Consider the following 22136-nt stretch of genomic DNA (forward strand, 5'->3'; position numbering starts at 1 on the left):
CACCAGCAGGGCCCCGCCTGGGTCGTGGGGTGCGTGGGCGTCGCGCTGCCGGGGCTCAAGGCCGTTGTGCGCGACCGTCTGCGCCGTCTGAACAACAAACCCGGAGGGGGTACCTCCCGTGTCGCGGCAGACCTGCTGCCGCAGTTCCACGAGACGCTGCACCAGGTCGATCTGGAAGAGCCCTGGATCTCGCAGCGGCTGGTGGCGCGGTCGGCCAAGACGGTCGAGCGTGCCTACCGCGCGCGGATGCAGGTGATCCCGGTGGACCCGTGCACGCTGGCGGAGACCACCCCCGCCGCGTCGCCGGACGGGCACGTGGACCTGCTGCTCGACTCGGCTGTCCGGCAGGGCGTGATCACGGCGGACGAGGCCGAGATCATCATCATGACCCGGCTTGAGGGCATGGCCCCGGGCACCCTCGCCGAACGGCTCGGCACCAACTACCAAGCGTTCATGAAGCGCCGCCGCCGTGACGAAATGCGTCTGGTCGCCGCGCTGCGGGACGGGGATCTTCGCGACGACTTCGCATCGCTGATGTCCAAAACCGGGGTGTGAGCTGTCCAGTTACTAGCTGAAGCAACCCGGGGTTGAAGACGGGCCGGGCCGGATGGTCGCCGGGTCCCCATCCGTCCGACCGTCGCCGAGTGCCCATGCCGAAGGAGGACACTCGGACCCGTCTTCACCCCGTGGTTCTCACCTTCCGCCCGGTGGCCATCGCCGCTGTTCTGCCTCGTCGCACGCCTGGAGGGCTGCCCGTTGAGCGTCGGTCCGTTGTCCAACCTTCTTCCGTCCCGCTTCCGTCCCGCCGGCCAGAGGTGAGCCGGGGACATCTCGCCGCCGCAGTTCTGCTGTGGTGCGCGGATGTCCTTCTGTGCGGCCTGATGATCGCCGCGACGCTGGCCGCAGCGTCCGAGGCGCACGTCGTCTCAGCCCCGGCGGGCGAGGGCCGTCTTCAACAGGTCATCACCAACCTGCGGCGTCCGGTACCTGCTGGCCGGTGGCGACCCCAGTGAGGCCGAGGCAGGCAAGCGCACGCTGCGCAATGCCGCCATCGTTACGGCATCGCTGCGCTCGCCCCGGTCCTGGTGCAGATCCTCAAGTACATCGTCGGGTCCTGACTGTGCGGGCCTGGATTGGCAAGGCCAGGCGGAGACGCGCCCTGATCGCCGCCGCGCTTTTGGCGGGTGCGTCGGTGTTGAGCCTGGTCTTGCACGCCACGGCTGACGCTCCTTCACCGGCCCAGCACACGAGCGCCGTATCCGCCGTGGTCCCGCCCGACCCCAATGCCGACGGTGACTCTGGTGAGAGCCCAGGAGGAGGACGACTGCGGCTGGGTGGACGTGGGCTGTCACACCAAGGAGGCGATCACCGGCTGGTTCCGGTCGCTGGCCAAGAGCTCCCTCAAGCCGGTGCTGGGGTTCCTCGCCGATACACAGCTCGCCACGCCTGAGATCGGATCGTCGGCGATGAACCAGGCCGAGCAGATCTGGGCGACGTCCCGCACGATCGCCAACACCTGCTTCGTGCTCCTGGAGATGCCCGCCGGGGTGCTGCTGATGACCGGTCGGACGCTTTCCGAAGTCGCGTCCCCCTGGCCGGCGATCGTGCGGCTGGTCGCCGCGTTCATCGCGCTGAACGCCAGTCTCGTCCTGATCGGTTACGGCATCCAGCTTGCCAACGGGCTCGCCCATTCGATCTTCATGAGCGGCGCAGACAAGATCGACTTCGACCAGGCTGGACGGATCTTCGCCGAGGGCATCGAGGCGTCGATCAACACCGGCGGGGTCTTCTTCGTGATCGTCACGCTGGTGGTTGTCGTCCTGTCGTGCATCCTGGCGTTCATCTACGTGATGCGGTTGGCGATCATCATGGTCCTGGTGGGCATCGGGCCTAACGACGCCGCAGGCTTTGCTTCACGCTACGGACCGCGCCATCGCTCCCCTGTAAGGGCCTTTTGACGCCGGGCTTCGACGCCGCCCGTTTCCAGACGAAACCGCCAGCCTGCTACCGGGCCTCCTGGCAGCTACCCGGGCCGGACTTCCACCGGCGAGCGACGACGAGCTGACGAACCACAAGATCCACCGCTACGTCACGGCTTCACCCCCTGCTCTGCGGGGCGCACGAAAAGGGTTCACTCTGCCAGGTAGGCCCTCAACCCAGTTGGCCCATCTTTCAACTTCACCGCCGCTACTTCCAAAGCCGACGAGTGACCCGACTCAGGCGGCCGGCACACCACCATCTCCACACTCCAGGCTCTGATGGGCGAGCGGCAACGAATTACTTGATTAAGGTCGATACAAACCGTTGCTCGTCCTGTCACGGTAGCGAATTGGAACGAGTCCGAAGCCCTCGCCCGGCGAAACACTGTGAAACGCATGCGAGTGTTATGGTCTCGGCACCGTGCACGTGCAAAGTTCGCGCATGCACGCTTACATAGGGGCGGCGTGAATCCGGCATTCACCCCGCATGTCACGGACACGCGCGGCCAGCCGTCCGGCGGGCCGCGGTTCACCTTCCCCCCAGTGGAGGGCTGCGAGCGTGGGTGTGGATAGGCCCCCTGGTGTGCCAGACAAAGGCATCGAGACCACCGACAAGCCCACACCACCAGACAGCGGCAGCGAGCCTCCGTCCACTACACCCGGAGCGGACGGCAAAACCCCCCGCATGGACAGCCTCAGAGCAGCAGGCTGGAAGTTCCCTGAGCGGCCGGACGCCGGCAACGGAAAGCGCGACGACCATGGGGGCCAATCCGACGAGTCCTCCTCCGCCCCTGCCAGCGAAAAGCCGAAGACCCTCGCCGATCCGTCAGCCGAAGCCGGCGCCAAGACCAAGGAGAAGCCGGAGACCGGCGACACCGAAGGCAGTTCCCAGCCGCCCGAAGAGCATGGTCGCGACAAGACCAGCCCGGCCCAGAGCGGCAACAGCGGCGCGGAGGAACCCGGCCAGGCAAAGCCAGAGGATCCGCGTCAAGACGAGGGTGAGCGGGAGGACGATGACCGCGGATCCGGGGTCGGCCAACCCGAGATCGGCGAGACGGGAGGGCAGGACGACCGCGACGATCGGCCCCCTCAGGACAACACCGACGCCAGCAGCACCGGCGACAAGATCGACAGTGACGACTCCAAGAACCTTGACCCGCCCTCACCGTCGTCCTCTGAGCAACGGCCCGAGCCGGAGGGTGGCAAATGGGTCGATGAGAAGCCGCCCGCAGAGGCACTCGATAAGGTCCCAGATAAATGGGGGGACGGCAGTCCGAACAAGAAGGGTGTCGGCCGCCGCTGGACCGACCCGGAGAACCGTGGGAACGGAATCAGGATAGACGAGGGGGATCCGAACAACCCCCAGCCTGCTCAACAGGTTGACCATGTCGTTGTTCGCGTCAATGGAAAAGTCGTCGGCCGAAATGGGCAACCATTGGAGGGGTCCATCAAGGAGAACTGGGATCAGGCCCATGTCCCCTTGTCGGAGTGGCTAAAATGGGATAGTTGGAAATCTCCGTGATGGCTGCTAGGGTCAATCTCGTGGTCGTACAGTTCCCTGACATGCGTCGTGCAGTCATCGAGGCCCTACAGGCGCTTTCGGATCCGGAGTATCAGCGTCGCGTCTGGGTGGAGCGCACCTACCCCCAGCCAGGCTTCTATGATGACCTGACCCACAATGTCAACGTCCTCTACGACGACACCTCGGTCGCAGAGGACCCGCGAGCTCAGATCGGTGTGACGCTTGAGAGCGAGGCGGAGGCTGCGGCGATCGAAAGTCTGACCGCTGTCCTAGATCCTCTCTTGGACTCCTTGCCCACCAAACTCGAAGACGCTCAAGTGATCTCCCGGCCCGAATGGAGTGCCGTTGTGATGGCGGCGCAGGAGGCTGTCGGCATCATTCACTGAGTAAGCGTGTCGCCTGATCGTTGAGCCGAACGGCGGGGCCGCCCTCGCCACCGCACGCAGGGGCCTGGGTGGTGTTCCGCCTACCCGGGCCCTTCGCGCGTAACGCGGTGTGCTGTCCTCTCCGGTCTACCAGCGGCGTTCACACTTGCCGGCCATGAGGCAGCATGCGCGCTCGTCGTCGGCGTTCAGGAAGACGACCGGCAACTCCGTGATGAAGCGCCCCGGATTACACTTCCTCTCGTTCGCGAAAGGATCAAAGCCGACAACTGGACTCACGACCTCCGATAGCAGACAGGACCAGCCCTGTCCGAGGAATCTCAAGCCCCATCTTCACGATTTTCACAGCCAGATACCCGAACACCGGGAGCACATGAGGCCCGCCGAGGTAGAATCCTGTGCACAGCCGATTACGCCCCTACCGGGATTAGATATGGTTCGCTGACCGGGCACCCACAGGGCCATGTGCTGTCCGGGCGTGTCGCCCCTCGGACACAAACCATGTGCACATGTGGGGGTCTGGGATTACCTGGGCCTCCATGATTTGTTTTTGAGGGCAGTAGGTCATCTTCAGGCCGAGTTCCCGAGCCCAGGGCCGGGCTGCTGGAGCCGGCCACCGGAGTGGACGGGTTCTTGCTGGAGGCCAAGTCCGACCCGGCTCATCTGAACCTCCAGCTCACCGCGCTCAGTCGGAGTGCGCGTTCATGCGGCGTTCGAGAACGTCGTTGGGCACGTCCTCGATGTGGGTGAGGAAGACCCACGTGTGCCCGAACGGGTCGCGCAGGATCGCGACGCGCGCGCCGAAGGGGGCGTCGGCGGGCGGGTCGATGATCTCGGCGCCTTCGGACTCGGCGCGCGCGACGACCGCGTCCACGTCGTCGACATAGACGTGCAGGACGACGCTGGAGCCGTGCTCGTCCGGCGCGACGAAGGGCGGGTGGGCTTCGCTCAGCATCAGCACCGACCCTTCGATGGCGATCTCGGTGTGTCCGAGGGTGCCGTCGGGCGCGTCGATGCGGAAGATCACTTCACGCCGAACGCCTTCTCGTAGAAGGCGAGGGCTTCCTTCGCACCGCGGATCATCGCGTGGGAGATGACGGCGTTCCGGTAGCGCTCGGGAGACTTCTTCGTGGTGTTCATGAAGATGAGGCTATGGAGGAGGGTAACCGGCGGGCATCAGTCGGCTGACCGGCAGGGTGACTGGCGTTCCAGGAGGCGGCGAGGGCGATGAACGGGAGCGCGACCAGGAGCCAATCGGTCGTCGACAGGCCCCATGAGTGGGTCGCGGGATCGACGCCCTCGGCCGCGGTTCCGGCCAGCAAGCCCATGCGGGACATGAGCAGGTACATCCCGAGCACGAGGCCGACGATCGGTGCGATCAGGGTGCTCCACACCCCGCCTGGCGCCGGTACTGCCCGTGTCGGGTTCCACCAGCACGATCGCCAGTGCCGCCAGGGCGCTGAACCAGGAGAACATGTGCAGCACCGGGTCACGGTCGGTGATCCGGAACGTCAGGATGACGATCCGCGAGATCGCCGCGACGGCAGCGGTGCCGAAGAGGCTGGACAGGACGAGCCAGCTCATGACCGTCGCGAGCCAGTCGCCGACGTACTCGGTGGCGACGCCGAAGATGACCGCCGCGGGGTCGGCCAGCGGGGTCCCGTCCACGGCTGAGATGGCGGCGACGTGGTCGCGGACCGCGTCGCTGCCGAGGCCGGGCCCCCTGGCGGATGTTCGACGTCCTGCGCCGCACCGAGCCCGTCCACTGGAACCCCGAGACCGACGGCCCCCGCCACATGGCGCTCCGCCGCATATTGCAGCGCGAGTTCGCGCCCCGCGCCGTCGCCGGCTACGCGACCTTCACCGCCCTCACCCTCGACCGGGCCCTCGCCAAGGGCACGTTCGACTTCGTGAAGGAGATCGCCGCCGACGTCCTGCTGCACAGCGGGGAGAGCGAGCGGTACCGCGACCTGGCATCCGCAGCCCCGCTTCGCTGGAGGTCTTCGAGTACGGCCGCGAACTCGCCGCCGGTCGACGCGGCGGCGAGGGCACCGACCTGCGTCAGCCGCCTCGTCAACCAGACCCCGATGGACGGCGACCTTCGACCAGGGCGACAAGGTCGTCCTCTGGTTCGCCTCCGGGAACCGCGACGAGGCCGTATTCACCGACCCCTACCGCTTCGACGTCACCCGCACCCCGAACGACCACATCTTCTTCGGCAAGGGCAGCCCCCATTTCCGCCTCGGCAACGCCCTGGCCCGCCTGGAGATGCGCATCATGTTCGAGGAACTCCTGCCCCGCCTCGCCGACGTGCGCGGGGCGGGCGGAGATCACCCAGCCCAGCCACGCTTTACCGACGCGGTGCGGTGTGTCAGGTGCTGATGGTGGCAGCGGGGGCGACTTGGTAGTTGCGGGCATAGCCGTTCTCGGTACCGACGAGGATGTCGACGATCTCGAAGTAGCGGTCCCAGAACGGGGTTTCGCGCAGTGCGTCGATGAGGAGCTGGTAGGCGTGGTGATCGTCGGCTTCCCAGACCCAGACGTCGGTGACGCGTGCGGAGTAGAACTCGGTGTCGTAGAAGCGTGACCGGACGCCGGCGGTCCTGGCCTCGATCGTGGGGACGACCTGGGTGGTGAAGGCGTCGATCCGCTCTGGGACGGTCAGTGCGAGCCACTCGGGCGTGGTCTTGACGAGCATGAACGCGGTGACCGGCGGTTCGGTTTCCTCAACGGGCATGATGGGTGCCTCCCAAGTGGTGGGTGATCTGTTGCTTCAGGACAGGACGGCGGGCTTGAGGGTCTGGGCGCACCAGTGCTCGAAGGTGGTGGGGCCGGTGGTGTCCGGGGTGCGGACGACGCCGGCATCGAGGCCCTCGTCCTTGGCCCGCTTCATGTCGACGATGCCCTGGACGAACGCCTCGTCGAGGCCGTAGCCGAGTAGGTCGGCGCGCAGTTCGTCGAGCGACTGGCGTTCATAGCGGACGGGGCGGCCGAGCTGCTCGGTCATGATGCGGGCGAGGTCGTTGGGGGACAGGTCCCGCGGTCCCAGGACCGGAACGCTGCCGGTACCCGTCCACGAGCGGTCCAGCAACAAGCCGGCGGCGGCGGCCGCGATGTCGGCGACGGCGACCAGGGGCGCCTCGCGGTCGGCGTCGACGGCGTCGGCGAATACGCCCTTGTCGCGGATCGAGGCGGCCTCCTCCAGGATGTTCTCGAAGAAGGACGGGCAGGCCAGGGCCCGGTAGGCGACGCCGGTGCCGGCCAGAAGGTCGTCCATGGCCAGGGAGGCGGTGACCAGGCCGGCGCGGCCGGCCGGCGGGGTGCCGCGGCCGAGGGCGGAAACGCCGACGACGTGGCCGACCTTGTGGGCGGCGAGCGCCCTGGCGGCGGGGCGTGTGAAGCCGGTCCAGGCGTCCTGCGGGGTCAGGGAGGCGTCCGGGGGGACGAGCCAGAAGACGGCGTCCGCGCCCTCGAAGGCCCTGTCGACCACCTCGGCGTCACCGTGCGAGCCGGTGACCACTTCGATGTGTCCGCGTGCCGCCTCCGGCAGTCGTGCGGGGTCACGCACGATCACCCGCAGCCCCTCACCGGCGGCGGGGGCGGACTCCAGGAGCCGGGTGAGCAGGTGGCGGCCGATGTTCCCGGTGGGAGCAGTGATGACGATCATGAAACCTCAAAGGGTTCGGGTCGGGTGGGTACGTCTCCATCCTGCGGAGGGTCGCGGTGATGCCACAATGGGAACTTCAGCAAGGAGATATTGCCCGAAATGGAATTGTGCTGGTGAGCAGCCCGCATTCGGCCCTTGACGCCACGGCCTGACGGGCAGCGGGGTCGCCGCTCAGTTGGCGGTCGTCGGCGCCGCTGGTGTCAGAGGTCCACGACGAGCTGGGACGTCAGGGCACGGGAGACGCAGGGGTACATTCGGCCCTCCGCGGCGCCGATGTCGTCGCGGTGCTCGGGCTCGCCGTCGAGGACGACGAGTTCGCAGCTGCCGCAGACGCCTTCGCGGCAGGCCGATGCCAGGGGTTGCCCGGCGTAGGAGAGGGCGTCCAGCAACGACTGCTCCGGAGGGACCTCGACCGTCCGACCCGATCGGGCGCAGACGACCTCGAAGGCCGTGTCGGGGGCGAACGTCCTGGCCGTCGGCTGGAAGCGCTCGGTGCGCAGCCGGTCGGAGGGGAACACCGCCTCGGCCGTCTCGACCATGGACGCGGGACCGCAGCAGTAGACCAGCGCGCGGGACGACGACTGCGCCGCCAGTGCGGCGAGGTCGGGCCTGCCCCGGTCCCCTGTGGCCATGAAGCGCGCCCGGTCCCCGTAGGCGGAGTGCAGCTCCGCGACGAACGGCATGGTCTCGGTTGACCTGCCGGCGTACATCAGCGTCACCTTGGCTTTCGCCGCGATTGCGGCCCGGAGCATCGGGAGGATGGGAGTGATGCCGATCCCGCCGGCGAGGAACAGGTACTCCGGCGCGGGTTCGAGCGGGAAGTGGTTGCGGGGGGACGAGACCCCGAGCCGCCGTCCCGGCCGCAAGAAGCGGTGGACGTACTCCGAACCGCCCCGGCTGAGCGGCTCGTCGCGGACCGCGATCCGGTAGCGCTCCCGGTCGGCGGGGTCCCCGCACAGCGAGTACTGCCGGACCAGCCAGTTCGGCAGGTGGAGGTCGATGTGCGCGCCGGGTTCCCATGGCGCGAGCGGGCCGTCCGCGCCCCTCAGGACCAGGGAGAAGACGCCCTGGGCGACACGGTCGATGCGTTCGAGGATCGTCTGCTGCATGGGCGGGTCCCTCTAGTAAAGGTTCCGGTAGCCGACCTCGAGGCCACGGTCGATCGTTGCCGGATCGACGTCGAGCCCGAGCTGGCTGGTGACGATCTCGCCGGCCGACGGGAGCTCGTCGGCGAGGAGCCGGCTTGCGGGATCCCACAGCCGGGAACGAATGAGCGCGCGGCCGCAGTGGAAATACGCCTCCTCCACCTCGACGATCAGTGCGAGGACCGGTTCCCTGGCCTCGGTCCGCATCCGTACGAGCACGTCGGGCTCGTCGGTGGCGTAGGCCCGCCCGTTGACGCGCAGCGTCTCCCGCAGGCCGGGAATGAGGAAGAGCAGTCCGATTCCGTCGTTCTCCGCGAGGTTGCGGAAGGAGTCGGCGATCCTGTTGCCCGGCCGGTCGGGAATCGCCAGGGTGTGCTCGTCGATGACCTTCACGAATCCCGGGTAGTCGCCGCGCGGCGAGCTGTCGGCGCGCCCCGCGGCGTCCGCGGTGGCCATCGCGAGGAACGGTGAATGGGCGATGAAGCGACGGAAATGGTCGTCGATGCGATCGAGAATCTTCGCCTTGGTCATGGGTTCAGGTTCACCCAGCCGGGCGCGGACCTCGTCCAGCGGTACACGCCGGTAACCCGTGCGGACATTGGTCACGAAAGTGATCCTTTCGATCTCGGGGCGGCGGCGAGCCAGGCGACACGACACGGCCCCCCTGCGCCGGACGCTCGCCATATCGTCGCAGGTGACAGTGCTATTATGAGCAATTACTCGCTTGTCGCGCTACTCGTTTCCCGGTCGGCTGCCAGGAGGTTTCATGACATCGGACGAGCGGCGGCTCAAGCCGCGCAAACGGCCGCGCCAGGTCCGCGCCGAGCTGACCCGGGAGCGCATCCTCACGGCGGCTGCTCACATTTTCGCCGAGCACGGCTACGCCGCCGGGACGACGAACCGGATCGCCGCGCGGGCATGCGTCTCGATCGGCTCGCTGTATCAGTACTATCCGAACAAGGACGCGATCCTCGTCGAGCTGCTCACCCGCCACCTCGACGCCGGCGTGGCCGCGGTCGGGCGCCGGCAGGACGAAGGGCTGCCCGACTCCATCGAGGAGATCATCCGCGTCTTCGTCCGTGCCGCGATCGACAACCATCGCGACGATCCGCAGCTGCTGCGCGTCATGCTCGAGCAGGCGCCGCGCTCACGCGAGCTGCAGGAGCGGATCTCCCAGCGCGAGCAGGCGCGCGTCGACTACGCCCTGGCCCTGTTCGACCGTCATCCCGAGGTGCGGGTCGAGGACACGCGCACCGCGGCGCGGCTCGTGGTCGCCACGATCGAGCTCGTCGTCCATCGGCTCGCCGCCGCCCCCGACCCCGTCGACACCCGCCGGTTCGAGGACGAGCTCGTCGCCATGCTCACCCGCTACCTCACGGCCGCGCCGACCGGTTCCACCGACTGACGCAGCGGTTCCGGGATTACGCATTCCGATATGGGTATATGATGGCGGTCATGGCACGAGCAGCGACGACGTCGGACGTCTTCAACGCCATCGCCGAGCCGCAGCGCCGCGAGATCCTGGCACTGCTGCGGGCGGGTGAGCGGCCGGTGACCGAGTTGGCCCGGGAGCTGGGGATGACCCAGCCGGGGGCGTCCAAGCATCTGCGGGTGCTCCGGGAGGTCGGGCTGGTGTCCGACCGCAAAGCGGGCAAGCAGCGCCTGTACGGCCTCGACGCCCGCGGGCTGCGACCGGTCCACGAGTGGACCGGCGGGTTCGAGCGGTTCTGGAACGAGAGCTTCGACCGGCTGGACGCGTACGTGCAGGACCTCAGCAGGCAAAGCAGGAAGAGGAGTAGCCGATGAGCACGACGGGACGAGGAGCGCCGGCGCGATCCGCGACGGCCGACCGCGAGATCGTCATCTCCCGGGTCATCAATGCCTCGCGGGAGCTGGTGTTCGAGGCGTTCACCGAGGTACGGCACCTGTCGCAGTGGTGGGGACCGGAGGGGTTCACCACCACGACGCGGGCGTTCGAGTTCCGCGTCGGCGGGGAGTGGGACTTCATGATGCACGGACCGGACGGGACGGACTACCCCGAGTGGATCACCTGGACCGAGATCGCCCCGCCGGAGCGGATCGCACTGCTGCACGGTGAGTCCCGCGGCGACCCGAACGCCTTCGAGTCGGTCCTGACGTTCGCGCCCGACGGCGCCGCGACCCGGATCGAGATGCGCACGCTGTTCCCCACCAAGGAACTGCGCGACGAGGCGGTCGAGAAGTACCACGCGATCGAGGGCGGCCGGCAGACCCTGAGCAACCTGGCCGCCTACGTCACCGAGACCGTTCGGAAGGGAGCGGAGGGCTGATGGCCGGCAAGGTGTTCTTCAGCGTGTCGATGTCGCTGGACGGGTTCATCGCGCCCGAGTCCCTCGGGGACTTGATGGGGCGGCAGTGGATGGAACTGCAGGCGTGGATCTTCCCGCAGCGGTTCTTCCGGGAGAACCTGAAGCTCGGCGGAGGCGGCGAGGAGGGGCGCGACAACGACATCGCGCGGGAGACGTTCGAGCGCACCGGCGCGAGCGTGATGGGCAAGCGCATGTTCGACGCCGGCGAGCAGGCATGGCCGGACGATGCTCCGTTCCACACGCCGGTCTTCGTCGTGACGCACGAGAAGCGCGACCCCTGGGAGCGTCCGGGCGGAACCACCTTCCACTTCGTCAACGACGGCATCGGGTCCGCGCTCGACCAGGCCCGCGAGGCCGCCGGCGACCGCGACGTCCGCATCGCGGGCGGCGGCGCCACGATCCTGGAGTACGTGAACGCCGGCCTGGTCGACGAGTTCTCGATCGCGCTGTCGCCCGTGCTGTTCGGCTCCGGAATCCGCCTGTTCGAGGGTGTGGACGCGGGCCGCGTGGCCCTGGAGCCGGTCCGCGCGGAGCCCTCCCCGAGGGTGACGCACCTGACCTACACCGTCCGGGAGCGGTAGGCGCACGACGAACGCCCTATCTGCGACAAGGGGACGCGAGGGGCGGCGCGGGTGAACCGCGCCTCGGGGAGGCGGTGCACCGCGCCGGCTCAGGGGGTCGGCGGGTCCAGGGCGCAGGCGCGGTCGGGCTTGGTGCGGTCGGCGTCACCGCCGGCGAAGTAGAGGCGGTCGCCCACCGCGGACAGGCGGGCCGTCTTGAGCCCTTCGGTCCGGCTGAGGATCTTCCCGGACTTCGGCTCCACGGACAGGACGCCGTCCTTGGTGGCCAGGTGCACACCGCCTTTGGCGATCACCGGTAGCTCGTCCTGGAAGGCGGCGGCCCGGTGCTCCCACAGGCGGCGGCCGCCGGCGAGGTCGACGCCCGACAGGCGGTCCTGTCCGTTGAAGACGCACGCGACGCCGTCGTGGACCACCGGCGAGAGTAGATGCTGCTTGGTCGGGCCGAGTTCGACTTCGCCGCCGGTGGAGAACGTCCAGCGCGCCGTGGCCTGCTGCGCTGAAGTGTCGACGTCGATGGCGTTGAGGCCGCCGCCGGTCGACGGAATGAACACGAACCGGTCGGTGACGGTCGGAATCCAGCCGTAGCTGACGCCCTTGGAAGCGGTGTTGGGGAACGCCCAGCGCAGCTTTCCGTCGGCGGTGTTCAGGGCGTTGAGCGCGGCCTCGCTGGAGACGTACACCGTGTTCCCGGCCACGACGGGGGTGCCGATGAGCTTGGTCTTGCCGGGACTGGTCCAGCGGGGCTTTCCAGTGGCGACGTCGATGGCGATGAGGGTGCGGTCGGCGGCGAAGTAGAGGACGCCGTTCGCGTACGCGGGCGGGGGGAACACCGAGGTCCCGGCGGGCACGTGCCAGCGCACGTCCCGGGTGGCGAGGGAGATCGCGGCGATCCCGGGGTCTCCCGTCTCGGGGTCGCCGCGCCGCATGAAGATCAGGCCGCTGCCGGTGACGACGCCCCGTCCGGCCTCCGTGATGGGCAGCCGCCAGGTCTCCTTCCCGTCGGCCGCGTTGAGGGCGATGAGCCGGCGCACGCCGCCGTAGAGGAAGATCGCGCCGTCCTGGGCGCCGGCGACACCGAGGACGGGGCCGTCGATCTCGCTCTTCCACCGCTCCTCGCCCGTGTCGGTGTCGAGCCCGTAGACGGTGTGCTTGCGGTCCCACACCTGGTCGATCACCGCCACGCCGCCCGTGACCACCGGGCTGTCGACGATGTCCCCCCACTCGGTCTCCCACGTCCACCGGTACTTGTCGCGGTTCAGAAACCACCAGCCGCCGCCCGCGGCCGCCAGCCCGGCCGCTCCGGACAGCGCCAGCCCGATGGCCAGGGCCCTGCGGCGTCCGACGGGTGGAGCCTGGAGCGCGGGCGAACCCGGCGGGACGGTGGCCGCCAGCCGGACCGGCCCCTGGGGGACCTGCTGCGTGCGCGAGGCGATCTCCGCCGAGACGGTGGCGGGCAGCCATCCGGTGCTCTGCGGCGAGGTGTCCTCGGGGACGATCCGGGAGAGCCAGTGCACGAGGGTGGGCAGCGTGGGACGCCCCGCCTGGTCCCGGTTCAGGCAGGCGCCGATGACCGCGCGCAGCCGCGGCTCGGCCACCCGCCCGAGATCGGGGTTCTCGTGCAGGACGCGGTAGACCATCGCGTGCATCGGGCCCTCGCCGAACGGCCCGGATCCCGTTGCGGCGAACGTCAGCACCGCGCCCAGCGAGTACACGTCCCCGGGCGGCCCCGACTCGTGCCTGCCCGCCTGTTCGGGCGGCATGAACCCGGGAGAGCCCACGACCATCCCCGACTGCGTGATGGCGCTGCCGTCGGCGGCGCGCGCGATGCCGAAGTCGATGAGGCGCGGGCCGTCCGGTGTGATCAGGACGTTCGAGGGCTTGAGGTCGCGGTGCACGACCCCGGCGCGGTGCACGGCCGCGAGCCCGTCGGCCAGCGAGACGCCGAGCGCGGCGACGGAGTCCGGCGGGAACGGCCCGTGCCGTTCCACCGCGTCCTGCAGGGACAGGCCCGGCAGGAACGCCGTGACCAGCCAGGGGCTCGGCGCGTCCGGGTCGGCGTCGACGACCGGTGCGGTGAAGGCGCCGCTGACGGCGCTCGCCGCCGTGACCTCGCGGCGGAACCGCGCGCGGAAGTCCGGCTCGTTCGCCAGCTCGGCGTGCACAACCTTGACGGCCACCGTCCGGCCGCTGGGGGAACGGCCCAGGTAGACGCGGCCCATGCCGCCGGAGCCCAGGCGGGCCAGCAACTGGTACGGGCCGAAGCCCGCCGGGTCGTCGGCGTGCAGGGGTTCCATCCGGTCTCCAGTCGGTCGGGGAACAGGCGGTCAGGCGGGCGGGCGAATCGCGTGGAGGCCGTTCGTGCCGCCCACGTAGACGGTGTCGCCGTGGAACACGGGACGGGCCCTGCCGTTGCCCGCGGTGCGGAAGCGCCACACCTCTTTACCGCCGACCCGGTTGACGGCGTGCAGGTAGCCGTCGGTGCTCACGGCGTAGACGAGCTTGCCGTCAGAACGGGGAGCGGTGTCGAAGGGTGCGTCGGCCCTGAATGTCCATTTGGGCGCCGTCCACTCGCTGTCGGCGTCCACGGCGTAGAGGAAGCCGTCCTTGTCGGTGACGTAAGCCTCGGAACCACTGATCTCAGGAAGCCCGGCTGGGAGCGCCTTGTCGGAGCCGCCGGGGCGCCGGGGCCCCCAGATCTGGCTGTTGTCGCGCGGAGAGTACGCCCAGATCTGTCCTTGGATGTCGATCCCGTACAGGATCCCGTTGCCGCCCTTGAGTAGGACGGAACTGATCGGCGCCTGGGACGACGCCTGCTCCTTGAGCCTGCCCGTACCGGCGTCGTAGGCCGCCACGCCTCCGAGTACGGAGAGATAGACGAGCGCTTCGCCGCTGTGACTCCGGCCGGCGGTGGGCGCGCCCATGACGTTCGGAATCTGCCCCTTCAGCCTGCCCTCTGGGTCGTAGACGTTCACGGCCTTGTTCTCTGCCGTGCTCCCGGTGAGGACGAAGATGAGGCGGTCGCCGAGCACCGGGACGGTGCCGGTGACATGGTCGGTGTGCGTGGTCGTCCACAGCCCGCGTCCCGAGGCCGCGTCCACGGCGTGCAGCCTTCCGTCGCCGCTGACGGCGTACAAGGCCGGCCCCGTCCCGGCGGGCGCGGCTTTGAAGGGCGCCTGCCGGTCCGCCTTCTCCGGGTAGCTCCAGATCTGGCTCCCGTTCCGGGTGTCGAACGCGACGAGCCGACCCGAGTCGCTGCCGACGATGACCCGGCGGCCTGCATCGGCGAGGATCGGGTCGGCGGCGACCGCGCCGCCGGTCGCGAACGTCCGGACGAGCCGTCCGTCCGGCGCCTTCGCCTTCTCCGGGGCGTCCAGGACGGCGGCGGCCACGGCTCCGGTGGCCGCGAGAGCGACCGCCCCGGCGCCGCCGGAGAGCAGGACGCGGCGGCCGATGGGCTTCCTCCCCACCGCGACCTGGGTGGTGGCCTGCGCGATGCTCGCGGCCATCGGCGGCGGCAGCCACGCCACGCCCTGCGGGGCGGCCGTCCCGAGCCAGTGCAGCAGCAGCCGTGGAGCGGGCCGCCGCGACGGGTCCTTGTCCAGGCAGGCGGCGATGATCGAACGCAGCCGGGGATCGGTGACGCCGCCGAGATCGGGCTCCTCGTGCACGACCCGGTACACCATGATCTGCATCTGTGCCCGCCCGAACGGCCCCGTGCCGGTCGCGGCGAACGCCAGCACCGCGCCCAGCGAGAAGACGTCCCCCGGCGGCCCGGTGCCGTTCCCGCGCGCCTGCTCCGGCGACATGTAGCCGGGCGAGCCGATGACCGCGCCCGTGCGGGTGATGGCGCTGATGTCCTCGGCATGTGCGATCCCGAAGTCGATGACACGCGGGCCGTCCGGGCTGAGCATGACGTTGTGCGGTTTGAGGTCGCGGTGCACGATCCCCGCGCGGTGGATCGAGATCAGCGCCTCGGCGAGCCCGGCGCCCAGCGCCGCCACGGCGGGCGGCGGCAGCGGCCCGTGCTCGGCGACCGCCTCGTTCAGCGGCCTGCCCTCCAGGAACGTGGTGACCAGCCACGGGCTCGACGCGTCGGCGTCGGCGTCGATCACCGACGCGGTGAACGCCCCGCTGACCGCGCGCGCCGTGCCGACCTCCCGGCGGAACCGGGCCCGGAACTTCGGATCATCGGCGTACCGGGCGTGGATCACCTTGACGGCGACCGTCAGGCCCGACGCGGAGCGACCGAGGAACACCTGGCCCATACCGCCTGCACCCAGGCGTCCCAGCAGCCGGTACCCGCCGACCTCCCGCGGGTCCTCCGGTTCCAAGGGGGCCATCGTCTCCTCGCTCACTCATGGATCTCGTGAGTGATACGACGCCCCGAAACGGTTCACGGGTCATAACAACATGAAAACGCCCCGCCGCTGGGAACGGCTTCCATGATCGAGAACGGAAATGTACGCTTCCTCGCGATGGCGATCTTCGTACCTGCTCGCGGTACTTTGACCCTCGGCGTCCTCGCCGCGAGTCAGGTGATCGTGCTGCTGGACGTGACGATCATCAACATCGCCCTGCCCAGCATCCAGCGGGATCTGCACGCGTCCGCGGCCGAGCTGTCCTGGGTGGTCAACGCGTACACGCTGGTGTTCAGCGGCCTTCTGCTGCTCGGGGGCCGGGCGGGCGACATCCTCGGCCACCGGCGGGTCTTCACCGCGGGGGTCGCCCTTTTCACCGTCGCCTCGCTCGTCGGCGGGTTCGCGTTCAACACCGAGCTGCTCCTTGCCGCACGGGCCGGGCAGGGGGCCGGTGCCGCGCTCGCCGGACCCGGCTCGCTGGCGCTGATCGCCACCGGGTTCCCCGAGGACGGCGCCAGGAACCGCGCCTACGCCGTCGTCACGAGCGCGGGCAGCCTCGGCATGATGTTCGGCCTGGTCGTCGGCGGGGCGCTGATCGAGTGGGGGACGTGGCGGTGGACGTTCTTCGTCAACGTGCCCGTCGGGGCGGCCGTGGTGGTGCTCGCCCGCTGGTGCCTCCACGAGTCCCCGCGCATCAGGGGCCGCTTCGACGCGACCGGGGCGTTCACGGCGACCGCGGGGATGACGCTCCTCGTCTACGGGGTCGTGCGCGCCGCCGAATCCGGCTGGGGGGACGGGCTGGTCGTCGCCGCCCTCGCCGTGGCGCTGGTCCTCCTGGCCCTGTTCGTCGCCGTCGAGTCGCGGGCGCCGCAGCCGATCATGTCGCTCGGGCTGCTGCGCGACCGGAACCGCGCGGGCGCCTGCGTCATGCGGTTGCTCCTCACCGCCGCGATGAGCGGCATGATGTTCTTCCTCACCCTCTACGCCCAGGGCGTCCTCGGTTACGGCCCGCTGGAGACCGGGCTGGCCTTCCTGCCCACCACGGTCACCGTGATCGCCGCGAACAGGGCCGTGCCGTGGCTGCTCCCGCGCGCCGGGCCGATGAAGGTCATGACGGCCGGGTCCGTGCTCACCATCATCGGCATGGTGTGGTTGACGCAGATCTCGGCGACGGGGACCTTCGTGTCCGGGATCCTCGGCCCGGTGCTGCTGTTCGGCGCGGGCCACGGGCTGGTGTCGGTGGCCGCGACGGCGATGGCCATGACCGATCTGCCCGCCGGCGAGCACGGCGGCGCGTCCGGCCTCATCCAGGCCATGCAGGTCGGCGGGCCGCTGGGGATCGCCGTGCTCGTCGCCGTCTACGAGCGGGTCGACGGGACCCGCGTCCAGTCGCTCGCCGGGGCGTTCACCGGAGCCCTGGTCCTTTCCCTGCTCATGCTCGCGACGGCCTTGACCGTCTTCCGCCGCGCACCCGCCGTTCGAGCAGCCGGGTCCGCAGGAACGAGCTGATCAAGCGCTACTCGGAGGAGACCATGCACATCACCCACATCGTCCATCGGGCCCTGCAACTCGCTCCGGACGAGCCGGTCACGGCCTACGGCGACCGGATCCGTACGGCGCGCGAGCAGGCCGGCAGGGTGGCGCGCCTCGCCGGGGCCCTGCGGAATCGCGGCGTGCGCGACGGCGAACACGTGGGGATGCTCGCCCTGGGCTCGGACCGCTATATCGAGTTCTTCCTGGCCGTGGCGTGGGCGAACGGGGTGTTCCACCCGGTCAACCCCGCCTGGAGCACGCGAGAGATGATCTACGCCTTGGCCGAGTCCCGGACCGAGATCCTCTTCGTCGACGACGCGTTCCTGGGGCGGCTGCCGGAGATCAGGGAAGCCTGTCCCGATCTGCGCGAGGTCGTCCACGTCGGCGACGGGCCGCCGCCGGCCGGCATGTCCGGATTCGAGGAGCTGATCGCGAGTACGGAGCCGGTGGAGGACGCCCGCCGGGGCGGCGAAGCGCCCGCCGGCGTCGTCTACACCAGCGGGACGACCGGACGCGCCAAGGGCGTCGTGGTCAGCCACGCCTGCCTGGTCCATCAGGCGCTGATCCTGCCGGCGAGGGTTCCGGCTCACGGCGTCCCCGGCGGGCACATCCTGATCACGTCGAACTTCTCGTCCATCTCCATGCTGGTGACCTGGCTGATCCAGGGCATCTGGGGCGGGCTCACGGTCATCCCGCGCACGACCGACGCCGACGGGCTCGTCGACGCCATCGAACGCCACAGGGTCACGCACGCGCCGTTCGCCCCGGGCACCATGCAGCAGATCGTCGATCAGCCGGACATCGCGGAGCGCGACCTGTCCAGCATGCTGAGCATCGCCTACGGCGCGGCGCCCATCACCGAGGCGCTCCTGACGAGAGTGATGAAGGCGTTCTCCAACGCCGCCTTCCACCAGTGGTACGGGATGAACGAGTTCGGCCTGGCCACGCTGCTGCCGCCGGAGGATCACCTCGCGGGCCGGAAGCTGCGTTCGGCCGGGCGGCCCGCACTCGGAGCCGAGGTGCGGATCGTCGACGACGAGGGCGTGGAGGTGCCGCGCGGCGAGGTCGGGGAGATCATCGTCCGCACCGGCGCCATGATGCTCGGCTACCTGAACAAGCCGGAGGAGACCGCGCGGACGGTCCGGGACGGGTGGGTCCACACCGGCGACGGCGGATACCTGGACGAGGACGGCTACCTCTTCATCGTCGACCGGTTCAGTGAAGTGATCAACGTCGACGGCTGGAACGTCTTCTCCACCGAGGTGGAGCAGGCGATCGCGGACCATCCCGCCGTGGCCGCCGCCGCGGTGATCGGCATCCCCGACGAGGGCAGACCGGGCGAGAAGGTGCACGCGGTCATCGTGCTCAAGCACGGCCGCACGGCGAGCGAGGAGGACATCCGGCGGCACTGCGAGCCGCTGATCGCCTGGAAGACCCCCACCAGTTGCGAGTTCGTCGCCGCGCTGCCCCTGTCGACCACCGGAAAGGTCCTCAAACGCGAGTTGCGCAAGCCCTACTGGGAGGGAATGGACCGCCAGGTCAACTGACCGCGCTTTGCCGTTGTTGCAAGATGATAACGGAACGCCTTGGGGTGTTTGGAGGTGTGTTCGCGGCCCGTATCTTCAAGATCAACATGGCTTGGAATTGGTGTTGGCGCGCCTCGCTCCCGGAGGTTTGAAATGTGGACCAAGAAATGCGTCCGCGAATTCGATCACATTGAAGGGATAGCCCGGAACGGCGGGCGGGTGGTGACGCTCTTCAGCGGCGGGCTGGATAGTTTCTATCTGCTGTGGCGGCTCAGCCACCATCCTGGCCTGCAGGTGCACGCGCTGTCGGTGGGCCTGGGCGGCGACGCCGAGTACGACGACGGCGCCGGCGGGGTGGCCCGGCTCGGGGCCCGGCACGTCCTGGCCGACCAGGCGGCGGTCTTCGCCGACGAGTTCGTGGCGCCCGCCATCGCCGCGCAGGCGCTTTATCTCGGAGTACATCCGGTGAGTTCCTCGCTGAGCCGCCCACTGCTGGCGCGCGCGGCAGTGGAACTCGCCGAAGAGGTCGGCGCGCAGGTGGTGCTGCACACCGCGAACAGGTCACAGAACAGCCTGCGCAGGTTGAACACATCGATTGCCGCACTCGGCTTTGACGGGCATTTCGGCAGCCCGTACGAACTCGACGCGATCAGCCGTGACGATAAACAGGCCGCGTTGAAGGAGGCCGGCTTTCCGGATTTCGCCAACCGCGCGCACAGCGGGGATTCCAATCTGTGGTGCCGGGAGTTCGAGTCCGGGCTGCTGGACGACCCCGAATGGTTCCCGGTCCCCGAGGACCTCTACACCTGGACGGCCGGCGCGCCGGCGGAGCGGCCGGAGAAGGTCGTGATCGACTTCGCGGGCGGCCGGCCGGTGGCCCTGGACGGGGAGCCCGCGGGGCTGCGCGAACTGGTCGGGGCCCTCAACGTCCGGGCCGGCCGCCACGGCCTCGGCCGCTACTCGGGGCTGGAGCACCTCGACAGCGGCGAGAAGGTCCTGGAGGTGCGGGAGATGCCCGCCGCCTGCCTGCTGCTCCACGCGTACCGGCAGCTGGAGAGCGCCACCGTGCCCGCCGAGACCATGCGGGAGAAGATGTCGCTGGAGCAGACGTGGACCAGGGAGGCACTCGAAGGGCGCTGGTTCGGCTCGCTCCGGGCGGCCGCCCAGGCGTTCGTCATGAGCGTCGCCGAGCGGGTGACCGGCCGGATCGTCTACCGGCTCGACCGGACCGGGATGACGGTGCTGTCGGTGGAGGCCCGCGACGCCCTCTACATCCGCGACCGCGACGGGTGGGAACGTGACACCGCCCGGTCGGCCTCCCATTTCGCCACGGACTGACCCGCACAGGGTGATCTTGCATTCAACGGAACCGTACGATCGGGAACGTCCCGATGAGCCAGCAGGCTCGGGTGTTCGAGGCGATTCAGACGGAGGTGCGAATGTCCGAGGAGTACCGGCGGCGCGGCTGGTGGCGGGACGAGACCTTCCTCGACGATCTACGGCGGCACACGCGAGAGCATCCGGGCAAGGCCGCCGTCGTCGCCCGCCGGACCGGCTCCGGGGACACCCGCACGCTCGACTACGCCGAGCTCAGCCTGCTGACCGACCGCTGCGCCGGGGCCCTGATCGAGCTGGGCGTGCGCCCCGGCGACACCGTCGCCGTCCAGCTCGCGAACGGCTGGGAACTGACCGTCCTCGCGCTGGGGTGCCTGCGCGCCGGGGCGCAGATCTGCCCGCTCCTCCCGGTCTACCGGGAGCGGGAGCTGGCGGCCTATCTCAGCCTGACGCGGGCCCGGGTCTTCATCACGCTCGCCGAGTTCGGCGCCGAGGCGCGGGGCGAGCTCGGCCTGCGGCTCGCAGCCGGACTGCCGTCGCTGGAGCATGTCGTGGTGTCGGGTGAGGCGAGGCCGGAGGGCACCCGCGACCTGCACGAGTTCTTCTTCGAGAGCCCGTGGGAGAAGACGCACGCGGCGGACCTCGGCGGCCGGGACCTCGGCCCGGACGAGCCGTACCTGACCCTCTTCACCTCGGGCACCACCGGCGAGCCGAAGGGCGTGCTGCACAGCCAGAACACCCTGTACGCGCCGATCCGCGGCGAGGCCGAGGTCTTCGGCCTGGACGGCACGGACGTGGTGACCATGATCGCTTCGTACACCCACTACACCGGGTTCGTGCGCGGGATGCTGATGCCCGTCGCGCTGGGCGGCACCGCGGTCTTCCAGGACTCCACGGACGGCGCGGCCATGGCGGACCTGCTGGCCGAGCACAAGGTCACCTACCTGTACGGCCCACCGCACTTCCTGCGGCCGCTGGTGGACGCCCAGCGGGCCGAGCCCCGCGACCTCACCGCGCTGCGCTGGCTGGTCGGCGGGTCCGCGCCGATCCCGACGCCGCTCGTCCAGGAGATCGGCGAGGTGTTCGGGCGGCGCCTGTTCTCGCTGTGGGGCATGTCCGAGAACGGCGCGGTCACGATCAGCCGCCCGGACGACCCGGTCGACTGGGCGGTGCACAGCGACGGCCGTCCGATCTCCGACATGGAGTTCCGCATCGACCCGCATCCCGGGCAGCGGGAGGAGGCCGGCGTGCTGTGGGTGCGCGGTCCCACCCAGTGCCTGGGCTACCTGCGGCGGGCGGAGCTGTACGCGTCGTTCTGCGACGAGGACGGCTGGTTCGACACCGGTGATCTCGCCCGCCACGACGGGCGCGGCGGCATCCGCATCACCGGCCGCACCAAGGACACCGTCTTCCGGAACGGGTTCTTCGTGCCGACCACCGAGATGGAGGAGATCCTCACCCGGCATCCCGGCGTCGAGGAGGCGGCGGTGATCGGGCTGCCGGTGCTCGGCGGCGCCGACCAGATGATCTGCGCGGTCATCCGTCCCGCCGCGGCCGACGGCGGAATCGGCTTGGACGGGGTGCGGGCACTGCTGCGCGATGCCGGGATGACGGCGTTCTTCTGGCCGGAACGCCTCGAACTCGTCGATGACCTCCCCAGGGCGGCCGCCACCGGAAAGGTGCGCAAGGTGGAACTCCGGGACCGGTTCATCTAAACGGTGTTCAGGCACGCGCCGGGGCGGGGAGCAGCCGTGAAGGC

The 22136-nt window shown here is 69.6% G+C and carries 21 protein-coding genes; 12 read left to right on the plus strand and 9 right to left on the minus strand.

The features are described from left to right. The first annotated feature begins 33 nt into the window (after nucleotides 1–33). The 4 genes from E1293_RS00285 to E1293_RS00305 all read left to right on the plus strand — a co-directional run bounded on the left by E1293_RS00285 (nucleotide 34) and on the right by E1293_RS00305 (nucleotide 3887). The gene (locus E1293_RS00285) at nucleotides 34–555 is read left to right on the plus strand and encodes a hypothetical protein (RefSeq protein WP_132192484.1); all 522 of its coding nucleotides are present in this window, start codon (nucleotides 34–36) and stop codon (nucleotides 553–555) included. Between the two features lie 746 nt (nucleotides 556–1301). Beyond that, a complete protein-coding gene (locus tag E1293_RS00295; RefSeq protein ID WP_132192486.1) occupies nucleotides 1302–1958 on the plus strand; it encodes a hypothetical protein in 657 nt (218 codons plus the stop codon). 706 nt (nucleotides 1959–2664) lie between these two features. Continuing rightward, nucleotides 2665–3501, plus strand: a complete 837-nt coding sequence (locus E1293_RS48435) for a hypothetical protein (protein ID WP_207938587.1) — start codon at nucleotides 2665–2667, stop codon at nucleotides 3499–3501. Further along, nucleotides 3486–3887 (plus strand): SCO4402 family protein, encoded by a 402-nt coding sequence (locus E1293_RS00305; RefSeq protein ID WP_132192488.1) that lies wholly within the window; start codon nucleotides 3486–3488, stop codon nucleotides 3885–3887. The genes E1293_RS48435 and E1293_RS00305 overlap by 16 nt, the downstream gene beginning before the upstream one ends. 682 nt (nucleotides 3888–4569) lie before the next feature. On the opposite strand, the gene E1293_RS00310 is transcribed toward E1293_RS00305, so the two are convergent. The 7 genes from E1293_RS00310 to E1293_RS00340 form a co-directional block, all read right to left on the minus strand. Further along, nucleotides 4570–4911 carry a VOC family protein gene (locus E1293_RS00310; RefSeq protein WP_207938588.1) on the minus strand — a complete coding sequence of 114 codons (342 nt, stop codon included), beginning with the start codon at nucleotides 4909–4911 and terminating at the stop codon, nucleotides 4570–4572. A gap of 149 nt (nucleotides 4912–5060) precedes the next feature. Next, the gene (locus E1293_RS00315) at nucleotides 5061–5552 is read right to left on the minus strand and encodes a hypothetical protein (protein ID WP_132192490.1); all 492 of its coding nucleotides are present in this window, start codon (nucleotides 5550–5552) and stop codon (nucleotides 5061–5063) included. Nucleotides 5553–5957: 405 nt separating this feature from the next. Next, nucleotides 5958–6218, minus strand: a complete 261-nt coding sequence (locus E1293_RS48440; protein ID WP_207938589.1) for a hypothetical protein — start codon at nucleotides 6216–6218, stop codon at nucleotides 5958–5960. A 37-nt stretch (nucleotides 6219–6255) separates the two neighbouring features. Continuing rightward, nucleotides 6256–6621 carry a darcynin family protein gene (locus tag E1293_RS00325; protein WP_132192492.1) on the minus strand — a complete coding sequence of 122 codons (366 nt, stop codon included), beginning with the start codon at nucleotides 6619–6621 and terminating at the stop codon, nucleotides 6256–6258. A gap of 36 nt (nucleotides 6622–6657) precedes the next feature. After that, a complete protein-coding gene (locus tag E1293_RS00330) occupies nucleotides 6658–7551 on the minus strand; it encodes an NAD(P)H-binding protein (protein WP_132192494.1) in 894 nt (297 codons plus the stop codon). 200 nt (nucleotides 7552–7751) lie between these two features. Continuing rightward, nucleotides 7752–8660: a PDR/VanB family oxidoreductase gene (locus tag E1293_RS00335; RefSeq protein ID WP_132192496.1), complete on the minus strand. Its 909-nt coding sequence runs from the start codon at nucleotides 8658–8660 to the stop codon at nucleotides 7752–7754. A 12-nt stretch (nucleotides 8661–8672) separates the two neighbouring features. After that, the gene (locus tag E1293_RS00340) at nucleotides 8673–9302 is read right to left on the minus strand and encodes an MSMEG_1061 family FMN-dependent PPOX-type flavoprotein (RefSeq protein WP_132192498.1); all 630 of its coding nucleotides are present in this window, start codon (nucleotides 9300–9302) and stop codon (nucleotides 8673–8675) included. Between the two features lie 160 nt (nucleotides 9303–9462). On the opposite strand from E1293_RS00340, the gene E1293_RS00345 reads away from it, so the two are divergent. From E1293_RS00345 to E1293_RS00360, 4 genes are read left to right on the plus strand one after another with little or no spacing between them, the layout of a single operon-like run. After that, the gene (locus E1293_RS00345; protein ID WP_132192500.1) at nucleotides 9463–10101 is read left to right on the plus strand and encodes a TetR/AcrR family transcriptional regulator; all 639 of its coding nucleotides are present in this window, start codon (nucleotides 9463–9465) and stop codon (nucleotides 10099–10101) included. A 50-nt stretch (nucleotides 10102–10151) separates the two neighbouring features. Next, a complete protein-coding gene (locus E1293_RS00350; RefSeq protein ID WP_132192502.1) occupies nucleotides 10152–10502 on the plus strand; it encodes an ArsR/SmtB family transcription factor in 351 nt (116 codons plus the stop codon). Beyond that, nucleotides 10499–11005 (plus strand): SRPBCC family protein, encoded by a 507-nt coding sequence (locus tag E1293_RS00355; RefSeq protein WP_132192504.1) that lies wholly within the window; start codon nucleotides 10499–10501, stop codon nucleotides 11003–11005. Before E1293_RS00350 ends, E1293_RS00355 begins: the two co-directional genes overlap by 4 nt. Next, nucleotides 11005–11625 (plus strand): dihydrofolate reductase family protein, encoded by a 621-nt coding sequence (locus E1293_RS00360; RefSeq protein ID WP_132192506.1) that lies wholly within the window; start codon nucleotides 11005–11007, stop codon nucleotides 11623–11625. Before E1293_RS00355 ends, E1293_RS00360 begins: the two co-directional genes overlap by 1 nt. Nucleotides 11626–11714: 89 nt before the next feature. Here E1293_RS00360 and E1293_RS00365 read toward each other — a convergent pair whose 3' ends face one another. After that, entirely contained in the window at nucleotides 11715–13919 is a 2205-nt protein-coding gene (locus E1293_RS00365) for a serine/threonine-protein kinase (protein ID WP_132192508.1), read from the minus strand. A 30-nt stretch (nucleotides 13920–13949) separates the two neighbouring features. Beyond that, the gene (locus E1293_RS00370; protein ID WP_132192510.1) at nucleotides 13950–15980 is read right to left on the minus strand and encodes a protein kinase domain-containing protein; all 2031 of its coding nucleotides are present in this window, start codon (nucleotides 15978–15980) and stop codon (nucleotides 13950–13952) included. 120 nt (nucleotides 15981–16100) lie between these two features. Between E1293_RS00370 and E1293_RS00375 the strand changes: the two genes are divergently transcribed. The 4 genes from E1293_RS00375 (at nucleotide 16101) to E1293_RS00390 (ending at nucleotide 22092) form a co-directional block, all read left to right on the plus strand. Beyond that, a complete protein-coding gene (locus tag E1293_RS00375) occupies nucleotides 16101–17492 on the plus strand; it encodes an MFS transporter (RefSeq protein WP_165978025.1) in 1392 nt (463 codons plus the stop codon). A gap of 23 nt (nucleotides 17493–17515) precedes the next feature. Then, a complete protein-coding gene (locus E1293_RS00380) occupies nucleotides 17516–19063 on the plus strand; it encodes an AMP-binding protein (protein WP_132192514.1) in 1548 nt (515 codons plus the stop codon). A 132-nt stretch (nucleotides 19064–19195) separates the two neighbouring features. Then, complete coding sequence (locus E1293_RS00385) at nucleotides 19196–20380, plus strand: argininosuccinate synthase-related protein (protein WP_132192516.1); 1185 nt, start codon at nucleotides 19196–19198, stop codon at nucleotides 20378–20380. Nucleotides 20381–20433: 53 nt separating this feature from the next. After that, complete coding sequence (locus tag E1293_RS00390) at nucleotides 20434–22092, plus strand: AMP-binding protein (RefSeq protein WP_207938590.1); 1659 nt, start codon at nucleotides 20434–20436, stop codon at nucleotides 22090–22092. Nucleotides 22093–22136 lie beyond the last annotated feature (44 nt).

This window comes from Actinomadura darangshiensis (assembly GCF_004349235.1).
Classification (GTDB): Bacteria; Actinomycetota; Actinomycetes; order Streptosporangiales; family Streptosporangiaceae; genus Spirillospora; species Spirillospora darangshiensis.